Annotated in this window: 9 protein-coding genes; 4 read left to right on the top strand and 5 right to left on the bottom strand. The window is 71.1% G+C overall.

Features of this window, described 5'->3' with window-relative positions:
• Positions 1-3: 3 nt before the first annotated feature.
• The 3 genes from ACIPK3_RS02555 to ACIPK3_RS02545 all read left to right on the top strand — a co-directional run bounded on the left by ACIPK3_RS02555 (position 4) and on the right by ACIPK3_RS02545 (position 5,249).
• Positions 4-1,455, top strand: a complete 1,452-nt coding sequence (locus ACIPK3_RS02555; protein WP_402565943.1) for an FGGY family carbohydrate kinase — start codon at positions 4-6, stop codon at positions 1,453-1,455.
• Between the two features lie 132 nt (positions 1,456-1,587).
• Positions 1,588-3,321 carry an ABC transporter ATP-binding protein gene (locus ACIPK3_RS02550; RefSeq protein WP_402565941.1) on the top strand — a complete coding sequence of 578 codons (1,734 nt, stop codon included), beginning with the start codon at positions 1,588-1,590 and terminating at the stop codon, positions 3,319-3,321.
• The gene (locus tag ACIPK3_RS02545; RefSeq protein WP_402565939.1) at positions 3,321-5,249 is read left to right on the top strand and encodes an ABC transporter ATP-binding protein; all 1,929 of its coding nucleotides are present in this window, start codon (positions 3,321-3,323) and stop codon (positions 5,247-5,249) included. The genes ACIPK3_RS02550 and ACIPK3_RS02545 overlap by 1 nt, the downstream gene beginning before the upstream one ends.
• A gap of 39 nt (positions 5,250-5,288) precedes the next feature.
• Here the strand turns inward: ACIPK3_RS02545 and ACIPK3_RS02540 are convergent, their stop codons facing one another.
• From ACIPK3_RS02540 to ACIPK3_RS02525, 4 genes are all read right to left on the bottom strand, one after another.
• Positions 5,289-6,506 carry an RNA polymerase sigma factor gene (locus ACIPK3_RS02540; RefSeq protein WP_402565937.1) on the bottom strand — a complete coding sequence of 406 codons (1,218 nt, stop codon included), beginning with the start codon at positions 6,504-6,506 and terminating at the stop codon, positions 5,289-5,291.
• A 69-nt stretch (positions 6,507-6,575) separates the two neighbouring features.
• On the bottom strand, positions 6,576-8,477 hold the full coding sequence (gene dnaG, locus ACIPK3_RS02535; RefSeq protein ID WP_402565935.1) for a DNA primase: 1,902 nt from the start codon (positions 8,475-8,477) through the stop codon (positions 6,576-6,578).
• A 38-nt stretch (positions 8,478-8,515) separates the two neighbouring features.
• Positions 8,516-9,781: an NAD(P)/FAD-dependent oxidoreductase gene (locus ACIPK3_RS02530; protein WP_402565934.1), complete on the bottom strand. Its 1,266-nt coding sequence runs from the start codon at positions 9,779-9,781 to the stop codon at positions 8,516-8,518.
• A gap of 145 nt (positions 9,782-9,926) precedes the next feature.
• Positions 9,927-11,201: a deoxyguanosinetriphosphate triphosphohydrolase gene (locus ACIPK3_RS02525; protein WP_402565932.1), complete on the bottom strand. Its 1,275-nt coding sequence runs from the start codon at positions 11,199-11,201 to the stop codon at positions 9,927-9,929.
• A 220-nt stretch (positions 11,202-11,421) separates the two neighbouring features.
• Between ACIPK3_RS02525 and ACIPK3_RS02520 the strand changes: the two genes are divergently transcribed.
• Complete coding sequence (locus ACIPK3_RS02520) at positions 11,422-12,102, top strand: vancomycin high temperature exclusion protein (protein ID WP_402566836.1); 681 nt, start codon at positions 11,422-11,424, stop codon at positions 12,100-12,102.
• 108 nt (positions 12,103-12,210) lie between these two features.
• Here ACIPK3_RS02520 and ACIPK3_RS02515 read toward each other — a convergent pair whose 3' ends face one another.
• The gene (locus ACIPK3_RS02515; RefSeq protein ID WP_402565930.1) at positions 12,211-12,624 is read right to left on the bottom strand and encodes a gamma-glutamylcyclotransferase family protein; all 414 of its coding nucleotides are present in this window, start codon (positions 12,622-12,624) and stop codon (positions 12,211-12,213) included.
• Between the last annotated feature and the right edge of the window lie 79 nt (positions 12,625-12,703).

The following is a 12,703-nucleotide window of genomic DNA, read 5'->3' as shown; positions in this document are numbered from 1 at the left end:
CTCATGGGGATAGTCGCCGGGTTGGACAGCTCGCCCGATTTCACTCGCATCGTCGTCTGTGACACGGAGAGCGGAGCCGTGCTCCGGCAGGGCTACGCACCACACCCGGTGGAGGGCTCCGACTCCGGCCGGCCCGCCGACGTCGATCCACAGGCCTGGCTGCTGTCCCTCGGTGAGGCCGCCGGCGGCGGCCTCCTCGAAGGTGTGCAGGCGATCGGCGTGTCCGCGCAGCAGAACGCGATCGTGCCGCTGGACGCGCAGGGCAACACCGTGCGGCCCGCCATGGTCGGCGGGGACAAGCGGGCGCAGGTCGCGGCCGCCGACCTGATCGACGCGCTCGGCGGGCGCGAGGCCTGGGCACAGGCGGTGGGCAGTGTGCCGCAGACGGCGCAGCCGGTGGCCAAGCTGCGCTGGCTCGCCAAGAACGAGCCCGAGAACGCCCAGCGGACGGCCATTCTGCTCCAGGCGCACGACTGGCTCGTCTGGCAACTGCTCGGACGGCCGGTGCGGCGGACCACCGACCGCGGCGGGGCCTCCGGGACCGGGTACTGGTCGGCCGCCACCGGCGCCTACCGGCCCGATCTGCTCGAGCTGGCACTCGGTCACCAGGCGATGCTGCCGGAGGTGATCGGGCCCGCCGAGGCAGCGGGTACGACGCCGGAGGGGCTGTTGATCTCCGCGGGTACCGGAGAGACCATGGCGGCCGCGTTCGGGCTGGGTCTCGCGCTCGGCGATGTGGTGGTCTCGCTCGGCGCCTCCGGGTCCGTTATGGCCGTGCACCCCGAGGCGCTCGCCGACCAGACCGGGATGATCACCTCCTTGGCCGATGCCACGGGTCTGCATCTGCCGGTCGTCACCACCCTGAACGCCGTACGGACCCTGCGCGGTACCGCCGAACTCCTCGGCCTGCCGGACCTGGAGGGCCTGTCCGACCTGGCGATGAAGTCCACGCCGGGGTCCCACGGGCTGGTCATGCTGCCGTATCTGGAGGGCGAGCGGACGCCGAACCTGCCGCACACGGCCGGCACCCTGGCCGGGCTCCGGCGCGAGTCCATGCGGCCCGAGCACCTCGCGCGGGCCGCTTTCGAGGGCATGCTCTGCGGGCTCGCGGACGCGCTGGACGTGCTGCGCGGGCGCGGGGTCGAGGTGCGGCGGGTCTTCCTGCTGGGCCCGGCCGCCGAGCTGCCTGCCGTGCAGGCGGCGGCGCCCATGCTCTTCGGCGCCCAGGTCGTCGTACCGCAGCCCGCCGACTACGCCGCGATAGGCGCCGCCCGTCAGGCGGCCTGGGCTCTCGGGGTGTCGCAGGGCACGCTGGACCCGCGCACTCCGCCGGCCTGGCGGGGCGCCGTGGCGCAGATCCTGGACCCGGGTGACGAGCTGGCGGTGGGGCAGGCGGTGCGCCAGCAGTTCGTGGCGGTGCGCGAGCAGACTCACCCCGGAGCATTCCGGCCATAAGGGGACACAGGGTGCCGTAAGGGGTGTTCGCGGGAGTCGTTTAATCGGTTGAGGTAACACCAGGGGGGTGCCCGACGATAGGGGCCAGGGGCAACCACCGTGCCCCCCACCGCCGACTCCGAGAGACGTAGCGTGCTCATACGACTTCTGCGGACCTATCTCAGGCCCTACAGGAAACCCATCACACTGCTGGTACTGCTCCAGTTCCTCCAGACCTGCGCCACCCTCTACCTGCCCACACTGAACGCGGACATCATCGACAACGGCGTCGTGAAGGGTGACACCGGTTACATCCTGTCCTTCGGCGCCCTGATGATCGGCATCTCGCTGGTACAGGTCGTGTGCAACATCGGCGCCGTGTACTACGGCGCGAAGACCGCGTCGGCGCTCGGCCGGGACGTGCGCGCCGCCGTCTTCGGACGGGTGCAGTCCTTCTCCGCGCGCGAGGTCACCCACTTCGGCGCACCCTCGCTCATCACCCGTACGACCAACGACGTGCAGCAGGTCCAGATGCTGGCCCTGATGACGTTCACGCTGATGGTGTCGGCGCCCATCATGTGCGTGGGCGGAATCGTGCTGGCCCTCGGTCTGGACGTGCCGCTGTCCGGGGTGCTGGTCGCGGTCGTCCCGGTACTGGGCATCTCCGTGACGCTGATCGTGCGCCGGCTGCGCCCGCTGTTCCGCTCCATGCAGACCCGTCTGGACACGGTGAACCGGGTGCTGCGCGAGCAGATCACCGGCAACCGGGTGATCCGGGCCTTCGTCCGGGACGAGTACGAGCAGCAGCGGTTCGGCAGGGCGAACGGTGACCTCACCGACATGCAGCTGGCCACCGGCCGGATGCTGGCGCTGATGTTCCCGATCGTGATGACGGTGGTGAACCTGTCCTCGATCGCGGTCGTGTGGTTCGGTGCCCACCGCATCGACAGCGGCCAGATGGCGATCGGCGATCTGACGGCGTTCCTCGCCTATCTGATGCAGATCGTGATGTCCGTGATGATGGCCACCTTCATGTTCATGATGGTGCCGCGCGCCGAGGTGTGCGCCGAGCGCATCCAGGAGGTGCTCACCACCGACTCCAGCGTGGTGCCGCCGCTCGCGCCGGTCACCGAGCTGCGCCGGCACGGCCATCTGGAGATCCGCGAGGCGGGCTTCCGCTATCCGGGAGCCGAGGAGCCGGTGCTGCAGTCCGTCGGCCTGGTGGCGCGGCCGGGTGAGACGACCGCCGTGATCGGCTCGACCGGCAGCGGCAAGTCCACCCTGCTCGGCCTCGTCGCCCGGCTGTTCGACGCCACCGAGGGCGAGGTGCTGGTCGACGGCGTGGACGTCGCCGGGCTCGACCCGGTGCTGCTCGCGAAGACCGTCGGGCTCGTCCCGCAGAAGCCGTACCTGTTCGCGGGCACCGTGGCCACCAACCTGCGCTACGGCCGCCCCGACGCCACCGACGAGGAGCTGTGGCACGCGCTGGAGGTCGCGCAGGCCAAGGAGTTCGTGCAGCAGCTGGAGGGCGGTCTGAACGCACCGATCGCCCAGGGCGGCACCAACGTGTCCGGCGGACAGCGTCAGCGGCTGGCCATCGCCCGCACGCTGGTGCAGGGCCCGGAGATCTATCTGTTCGACGACTCGTTCTCCGCGCTCGACTACGCCACCGACGCCGCCCTGCGCGCCGCGCTCGGCCAGGAGACGGCGGAGGCGACCGTGGTGATCGTCGCCCAGCGGGTGGCGACCATCCGGGACGCCGACCGGATCGTGGTCCTGGACGAGGGGCGGGTGGTCGGCACCGGCCGGCACCACGAACTCATGGCAGGCAACGAGACGTATCGGGAGATCGTGCTCTCCCAGCTGACGGAAGCGGAGGCCGCCTGATGGCAGGGCCCATGGGACGCATGATGGCCGGGGGCGGCCCCGACCAGCGCTCGATGGACTTCAAGGGGTCGGGCAAACGGCTCGTCGCCCAGTTCAAGCCCGAGCGGCTGACCATCTACGGCTTGCTGCTGTGCGTGGTCGTGAGCGTGGGGCTGAGCGTGATCGGGCCGAAGATCCTCGGCCAGGCCACCGACCTGGTCTTCGCCGGGATCGTCGGCAGACAGATGCCGGAGGGCGCCACCAAGGAGCAGGTGCTCGACTCCATGCGCGCGCGGGGCGAGGGCACCGTCGCGGACATGCTGAAGAGCACCGACTTCACCCCCGGCGAGGGCATCGACTTCAACGCCGTCGGGCATGTCCTGCTGTTCGCGCTGGGCACCTTCCTGGTCGCCGGTCTGCTGATGGCGGTGGCGACACGCCTGGTGAACCGGGCCGTGAACCGCACGATGTACCGGATGCGCGAGGACGTGCAGACGAAGCTGTCCCGGCTGCCGCTGTCGTACTTCGACAAGAGCCGGCGCGGCGAGGTGCTCTCGCGGGCCACCAACGACATCGACAACATCGGGCAGACGCTCCAGCAGTCGATGGGGCAGCTCATCAACTCGCTGCTCACCATCATCGGTGTGCTGGTGATGATGTTCTGGGTGTCGTGGCTGCTGGCGCTGGTCGCCCTGGTCACCGTGCCGCTGTCGTTCGTCGTCGCGACCCGCGTCGGCAAGCGGTCGCAGCCACACTTCGTGCAGCAGTGGCGTACGACGGGCAAGCTGAACGCGCACGTCGAGGAGATGTACACCGGGCACACCCTGGTGAAGGTGTTCGGCCGCCAGGACGAGTCGGCGAAGCAGTTCGCCGAGCAGAACGAGGCGCTGTACGAGGCCGGGTTCCGGGCGCAGTTCAACAGCGGTGTGATGCAGCCGCTGATGATGTTCGTGTCCAACCTGAACTACGTGCTGGTGGCGGTGGTCGGCGGGCTGCGTGTCGCCTCCGGCGCGCTGTCGATCGGCGACGTGCAGGCCTTCATCCAGTACTCGCGGCAGTTCTCGATGCCGCTGACCCAGGTCGCCTCGATGGCGAACCTGGTGCAGTCCGGTGTCGCCTCGGCCGAGCGGGTCTTCGAACTCCTCGACGCGGAGGAGCAGTCGGCGGACCCGATGCCAGGCGAGCGGCCCGCGGAACTGCGCGGGCGGGTGGCGCTCGAGCACGTGTCGTTCCGGTACGACCCCGAGAAGCCACTGATCGAGGACCTCTCGCTGAAGGTCGAACCGGGCCACACGGTCGCGATCGTCGGCCCGACGGGCGCGGGCAAGACCACGCTGGTCAACCTGCTGATGCGGTTCTACGACGTCTCGGGCGGACGGATCACCCTGGACGGCGTGGACGTCGCGAGGATGTCCCGGGACGAACTGCGGTCCGGGATCGGCATGGTGCTCCAGGACACCTGGCTGTTCGGCGGCACCATCGCGGAGAACATCGCGTACGGCGCCTCGCGCGAGGTGACCCGGGGCGAGATCGAGGAGGCGGCTCGGGCGGCTCACGCCGACCGGTTCGTCCGTACCCTGCCCGACGGTTACGACACCGTGATCGACGACGAGGGCACGGGGGTCAGCGCCGGTGAGAAGCAGCTCATCACCATCGCGCGGGCGTTCCTGTCCGACCCGGTGATCCTGGTGCTGGACGAGGCCACGAGTTCGGTCGACACCCGCACCGAGGTGCTGATCCAGAAGGCGATGGCCAAACTCGCCCACGGGCGGACCTCGTTCGTGATCGCGCACCGGCTGTCCACGATCCGGGACGCCGACACCATCCTGGTGATGGAGAACGGGTCGATCGTGGAACAGGGCGCGCACAGCGAGCTGCTGGCGGCGGACGGCGCGTACGCGCGGTTGTACAAGGCGCAGTTCGCGCAGGCGGTGGCCGAGGTCGACTGAGGTCCCGGGGGCCGCTGACCGGACGGTCGGCGGCCCCTTTCAGTCGAGGTAGCCGCGCAGCTGGTCCGCGAAGGCGTGGTCGCGGAGTTTGTTGAGGGTCTTGGACTCGATCTGCCGGATGCGCTCACGGGTGACGCCGAAGATCCGGCCGATCTCCTCCAGGGTGCGGGGGCGGCCGTCGTCCAGGCCGTAGCGCAGTTGTACGACCTTGCGCTCCCGCTCGCCGAGCGTGGAGAGCACCGCCTCCAGGTGCTCGCGCAGCAGCAGGAAGGCGGCCGACTCGACGGGGCTGGCCGCGTCTCCGTCCTCGATGAGATCGCCGAGGGCGACGTCGTCCTCCTCGCCCACGGGCGCGTGCAGCGACACCGGTTCCTGGGCGAGCCGCAGCACCTCGCTGACCCGCTCGGGCGTCAGGTCGAGGTGGGTGGCGACCTCGTCCGGGGTCGGCTCGTACCCGCGTTCCTGGAGCATGCGGCGCTGGACGCGTACGACGCGGTTGATCAGCTCGACCACGTGCACCGGTACCCGGATCGTGCGGGCCTGGTCGGCGAGGGCGCGGGACATGGCCTGCCGGATCCACCAGGTGGCGTACGTGGAGAACTTGTAGCCGCGGGCGTAGTCGAACTTCTCGACGGCCCGGATCAGCCCGAGGTTGCCCTCCTGGACCAGGTCCAGCATGGTCAGTCCGCGGCCGACGTACCGCTTGGCGACGGAGACCACGAGGCGGAGGTTGGCCTCGATCAGCCGCCGCTTGGCCATGCGGCCCATGACGACCAGCTTGTCGAGGTCCATGGCGAGCTGGCTGTCCGGGTCGGAGGTGCTGCCGAGCTTCTCCTCGGCGAACAGCCCGGCCTCGACCCGGCGGGCGAGTTCGACCTCCTCGGCCGCGGTGAGCAGCGGGATACGGCCTATCTCGCGCAGGTACTGCCGGAACAGGTCCGAGGAGGGGCCGCCGGTCTCGGCGCGGGCCGCGGGCGCCACGACGGGCTCGGGCTCCGTCTCGTCGGGCTCGGCCGGCACATCCGCGGAAGGGCCCCCGGGGTCCTCCGGCTCCGCCTCGGGATGCCGTGCGGCGCGGCTCTGCGGGGGCACGGCCGTGATGACGTCCGGCTCGTCGTCCGCGCCGGCGGCAGACTCGTCCGTCGTACTGGTGTCGGTATGGGTGAGCGTCCGGGTCTGCACGGGGGCGACCTCCAGGATGATCGCTGCGAAGGCGTGCGGCAGCGGTACCGCAACCCAGTGTGGGGGAAGACACACGGCCGCCACGAGGGTCGTGCGGTGACTTTTTGCGTCCGTTCCGTGACCGGGCGGTTACTCAGGCCGCTCTCAGAGCGCCGCCGCGCCCCGCACGCGCAGCGCCTGGCCGTACTGCTGCAGCGTCCACAACTCGTTCTGCACCGACGCCAGATGGGCGGGGTCGCCGCCGGTGGCGAGGCGGGTGAGGGTGCTCTGGACGTCGTGGATGCGGCGGTCCACGGCCCGGCGGCGGACCTGGACGAGCTGTTCGCCCGCGTAGCTCTCGTCGACCGTCCTGCGCATGATCGCCTCGACCGCCAGTTCCGTGACCATCGCGCGGACGGTGTCGTCGGGCGCCGCGTCGCGCACACGGATCAGGTACTCCGGCGGGTCCTGGACGCCGTGTTCGGCGCCGCCCGCTTCCATGATCGCCTGGCGCACCGCCGCATAGGGCGGGGCGGTGAACTCGTCGATGCCGTACGCGTCGAAGGCCGGGGAGACCAGCTCGGGTCTCTGCAGGGCGAGTTTGAGCAGTTCGCGTTCCGTCGCGTACACCGGGTTGCGGAGGGTCAGGGACGGGCCGGCGGCGGTGGACCGGGGAGCCGGGTCGAACTGCGGCGTACGGGACCGGGAGCGCGGCGCGCGCGAGTCCCCCTGTCCCCCGCCCCGGCGGACCAGGTATCCCACCCGGTCGACGACGAACTCCTGGTCCACGATGCCGACGAGTCCCGCGAGCTGGACCGCGACTTCACGCCGGACGCTGCGGTCCTTGATCTTCGCCACGACCGGCGCGGCCTCGTCCAGGGCGGCCGCCCGGCCGGCCGGGGCGTCGAGGTCGTACCGACCGACGATCTGGCGCAGGGCGAACTCGAAGAGCGGGGTGTGGGGTTCGGCCAGCTCGGTGACGGCCTCGTCGCCCTTGGCCAGGCGGAGTTCGCAGGGATCCATGCCGTCGGGGGCGATCGCGATGTAGGTCTCGGCGGCGAACTTCTGGTCGTCCTCGAAGGCGCGCAGCGCCGCCTTCTGGCCGGCCGCGTCACCGTCGAAGGTGAAGATCACCCGGGCGCTGCCGTTGTCCATCAGGAGGCGGCGGAGGATCTTGATGTGCTCGCTGCCGAAGGCCGTGCCGCAGGTCGCGATGGCCGTGGTGACTCCGGCGAGGTGGCAGGCCATGACGTCGGTGTAGCCCTCCACGACGACCGCGCGGCTGGCCTTCGCGATGTCCTTCTTGGCCAGGTCGATGCCGTAGAGGACCTGGGACTTCCGGTAGATCGCGGTATCGGGCGTGTTGAGGTACTTGGGGCCGTTGTCCGCCTCGTACAGCTTGCGGGCGCCGAAGCCGACGACCTCTCCGCCGATGTCGCGGATCGGCCACATCAGGCGGCCGCGGAAGCGGTCGATGGGGCCGCGGCGGCCCTCCTGGGAGAGGCCGGAGAGGATCAGTTCCTTGTCGGTGAAGCCCTTGCCGCGCAGATGGCGGGTGAGGTGGTCCCAGCCCTGGGGGCTGTAGCCGACGCCGAAGTGGACGGCGGCGGCCTGGTCGAATCCGCGCTCGGCGAGGAAGACGCGCCCGGTCTCCGCCTCGGGGCCGGTGGCGAGCTGCTCGGCATACCACTGCGCGGCGGCCTTGTGGGCCTCGACCAGGCGGATGCGCTCGCCGCGCTGGTGGGCGGGGTTGTATCCGCCCTCCTCGTAGCGCAGCGTGATGCCCGCCTGGGCGGCGAGGCGCTCGACCGCCTCGGAGAAGGTGAGGTGGTCGACCTTCATGACGAAGGTGAGGGTGTCGCCGCCCTCCTGGCAGCCGAAGCAGTGGAAGAGTCCCTTGCTGGGGCTGACCTGGAAGGACGGCGACTTCTCGTCATGGAACGGGCACAGGCCCTTGAGGTTGCCGCCGCCCGCGTTGCGCAGCTGGAGGTACTCGGACACCACGGCGTCGATCGGGACCGCGTCCCGTACCGCCTTCACGTCCTCGTCGTTGATCCGTCCAGCCACGGATGAATTCTACGGGGGCGGACCGACACTCCAGGCTCTCAGGAGGCGAGGCTCTCCAGAGGGACCCGCGCATCGGCCAGCGCCTCCGTGTCGACGCGGGCTCGGGAGCGGATCAGCTGCTGGATCGGCTCTGTGACGTCCCACACGTTCACGTTCATACCGGCCAGGACCCTGCCCTCCTTCACCCAGAACGCGATGAACTCGCGCTTGCCCGCGTCGCCCCGGACGACCACCTGGTCGTAGGAGCCCGGGGGTGCCCAGCCGCTGTACTCCATGCCGAGGTCGTACTGGTCGGTGAAGAAGTAGGGCACCCGGTCGTAGACGGCGTCCTTGCCGAGCATGGCGCGGGCGGCGGCCGGGCCGCCGTTCAAAGCGTTGGCCCAGTGCTCGACCCTGAGGCGGGTCCCGAACAGGGTGTGCGGGAAGGAGGCCACATCGCCGGCGGCGTGGATGTGCGGGTCGGAGGTGCGCAGCCGCTCGTCGACGGCGATGCCGCCGCCGTGCGCCCGGTCGGCGATCTCCAGGCCCGCCGCCTCCGCGAGGCCGGTGCGGGGTGCCGCGCCGATGGCCGCGAGGACCGCGTGCGCCGGGTGCTCCTCGCCGTCGTCGGTGCGGACCGCGAGGACCATGCCGTCCTGGCCGACGATCTCGGTGAGCTTGACGCCGAAGCGGAAACGGACGCCGTGCTCGCGGTGCAGCTCGCCGAAGACGCCGCCCAGTTCGGGGCCGAGGACGCCGTGCAGCGGGGTGGGCAGCGGCTCGATGACGGTGACCTCCGCGCCGTATCCGCGCGCGGCCGCCGCGACCTCCAGGCCGATCCAGCCGGCGCCCGCGACCACCAGATGGCCGTTGTCCCGGCCGAGGGCGGTCAGGACGCCTTTGAGCCGCTCGGCGTGGGCGAGGCGGCGCAGGTGGTGGACGCCGACCAGATCGGTGCCCGGGACGTCGAGACGGCGGGGTTCGGCGCCGGTGGCGAGGAGCAGTTTGTCGTAGCGGACGACGGTGCCGTCGTCGCCGAAGCGTACGGTCCGCGCGGTGCGGTCGATCGCGTCGACCGTCTGGCCGAGGTGCAGCTCGACGTCGTTCTGCGCATACCAGGAGGGCTTGTGGACGAAGACGCTGTCGCGGTCCTCCTTGCCGAGCAGGAGGCCCTTGGACAGCGGCGGTCGTTCGTACGGGTGTTCGCGTTCGTCGCAGATCAGTATCACCCGGCCGGTGAAGCCCTCCGCGCGCAGCGTCTCGGCCGCCTTGGCGCCGGCCAGACCCCCTCCGACGATGATGAACGTCTGATCTGCGTCGACCACTTGATGCCTCCTCGTAAGGGTGCCGCCACATGCGAGCCTCCCGCACGTGGCCTGTCGCGGGAAGAGGGAGTGCCGTTCCGGCCATTGATCCGGCCACGGAGGGTCACCTCCCCGTCACGCGTACCGCGCCAGTCTCACGTGTACGTCACACGCGCCCCGTGAGGCGCGCGTGGAGTGAGCGGGCGGACGCGTCGGTCAGCGATGCGATCTGGTCGACGATCACGCGTTTGCGGCCGTGATCGTCGGGTGCCGCGTCGAACAGGGCGCGGAACTGCGGATCCAGCCCGTCGGGCGCGCGGGCGGTCAGCGCCTCGGCGAGTTCCGCGACGACCACCCGCTGGTCGGCGCGGATCCGTTCCTGCTCGGCGCGCTGCATCACATATCGGTCGGCGACCGCCTTGAGGACCGCGCACTCCATACGGGTGGCGCGCGGTACGACGAGTTCGGCGCCGTAGCGGGTGAGGCGGCCGCCGCCGTACGCGGCGCGGGTGGCGGCCTCGGCGGCCAGGCAGAAGTGGCCGATGAGCTGGCTGGTGGCGTCCTTGAGACGGGCCTGGGCGGCGGCCGTGCCGTCGTATCCGTGCGGCCACCACTCCTGGTCCTGGAGCCGGTCGAGGGCCTCGGCGAGCTCGGCCGGGTCGGTGTCCGCCGGGACATACCGGCCGACGGCGACCGCGAAGACCTCCTGCCGCTCGGGCTCCGCGTGCAGGCAGTTGGGGTCGATGTGACCGGCGTGCAGGCCGTCCTCCACGTCGTGCACCGAGTACGCCACGTCGTCGGACCAGTCCATGACCTGGGCCTCGAAGCAGGTGCGGGTGCCCGGGGCCTCCTTGCGGACCCAGTCGAAGACGGGCCGGTCGTCCTCGTACACGCCGAACTTGTGGGACGCCGGGTCCGTGGGGTGGGCCGCGCGCGGCCAGGGGTACTTGGTGGCGGCGTCCAGGGCGGCGCGGGTGAGATTGAGGCCGACCGAACCCTCGGCGGTGAAGCGCTTGGGTTCGATACGAGTGAGGAGCCTCAGCGACTGGGCGTTGCCCTCGAAGCCGCCGCAGTCCTCGGCGAACTCGTTGAGCGCCTGTTCGCCGTTGTGCCCGAAGGGCGGATGGCCGAGGTCGTGGGAGAGACAGGCGGCCTCCACCAGATCGGGGTCGCAGCCGAGCGCGGCGCCCAGCTCCCGGCCCACCTGGGCGCACTCCAGGGAGTGGGTGAGGCGGGTGCGGGGGCTGGCGTCCCAGACCTGACTCCGCGTGCCCGGCGTCACCACCTGGGTCTTGCCCGCCAGTCTGCGGAGCGCGGAGCTGTGCAGGATCCGGGCGCGGTCGCGCTGGAAGGCGGTACGGCCAGGGCGTTTGTCCGGTTCGGGAGCCCAGCGCTCCGCTGCGGTGAGGTCGTAGCCGGCGGGGGATGTGGTGCCTTCCATGCCTCGACAGTAAGCGTCGGCAGTGACAAACGGGGGTCGTTGTGCGTTTCGGGCCACCTGACCGGCCATCCGCCTGGGCCATCTGCCCGGGTGGGGCGCACGGCGAACCGGATCATCGTGGACCGCGTCCTCCTCCGGGGGAGGCAGCGGGGAGCCGAGGGGTTCAGGGGATCAAGGTGGGGACCAGGGGGACCGAAGTGACCAGGGGGACCGAGTGAAGATCCGTCGACCGCGCCTGCCGCGCCTGCCCCGCACGCGTGCCGGGCGCCGGCGGCTGGTGCAGGCCGTGATGGCCGGATGCGTGCTGGCGCTGCTCCCGGCCACCTGGCTGTACGTGTCCACCGCCGACCGGCTGCACACCACGGCGGACGTGCCGCGCACCGAGGTCGCCGTCGTCTTCGGGGCCGGTCTGTGGGACGGCGAGCCGTCGCCGTACCTCGCCCACCGGCTCGACGCGGCGGCGAAGCTGTACCGCGCGGGGCGGATCAAGGTCGTACTGGTCACCGGCGACAACAGCCGCGAGGACTACGACGAGCCGGACGCGATGCGCGCCTACCTCACCAGGCACGGCGTCCCGGACGCCCGCATCGTCAGCGACTACGCGGGCTTCGACACCTGGGACTCCTGCGTCCGCGCGAAGCGGATCTTCGGCGTCGACCGGGCGGTCCTCATCAGCCAGGGGTTCCACATCCGGCGGGCGGTCGCGCTGTGCGAGGCGGCGGGCATCGACTCGTACGGCGTCGGCGTCGAGGCCAAGCACGACATCACCTGGTACTACGGCGGCACCCGCGAGGTCCTCGCGGCGGGAAAGGCAGCGCTGGACGCGGTGTTCCGACCGGACCCACGTTTCCTGGGCCCCAGGGAGCCGGGGATCGAGCGGGCGTTGGGTGGGAGCCGGTAGCGGGCGGGCGGCGGACCGGCCGTTGCCCTGCGGACGGTGGCGGCCGGCCGGTGACGGGCGGGTCGGGACGCGGGAGGCGGGCCGCGGCGGCCGTGGTCGCGCGCCTGTTCAGCGAGGTCGGTTCAGCCAGTCGCCGCTGGTGATCCGGGTGCCCCGGGTGCGGAGCCGTGTGCTCACGCGGGGGGCGGCCAGGTAGACCCAGGCGCGGACGGTGGAGCCGTCGGTGGTCAGCACGTCCCGGTGCACGCGTTCGTACAGGCTGTGCGGGTCGCCGGGCGCGTACTCCTCGAGTCGGTCCAGTTCGGCCAGGAGCCGGGGGTGGGCCCCGGGGAGTGCGGCGACCAGGTCGCCGTGGACGACTCCCCCGGGTTCCTCGACGGCGTACGGATAGCCGGGGCCGTCGTACAGCACGGCGTTCCGGAGGCTGCCGGGGGTCTCGGAACCGGTGCGGCCGCGCAGGAACAGGGCGTGGTTGGGCTCGCCGGGGCGAAGGGTGCCGTAGACGAAGAACGGGAGGGTCACAGAAACGATTCTGCACCCCCGCTCCACCGTCACACACCTCCCGAGGAAAGCCCGATGTCTCCACGGAGGCGCTATGGAC

The sequence above is a fragment of the Streptomyces sp. NPDC086787 genome (assembly GCF_044745865.1).
In the GTDB taxonomy this organism is placed as follows: Bacteria; Actinomycetota; Actinomycetes; order Streptomycetales; family Streptomycetaceae; genus Streptomyces.
The sequence above is the reverse complement of the archived record's forward strand: the minus strand, read 5'-3'. Positions and strand labels throughout refer to the sequence as shown.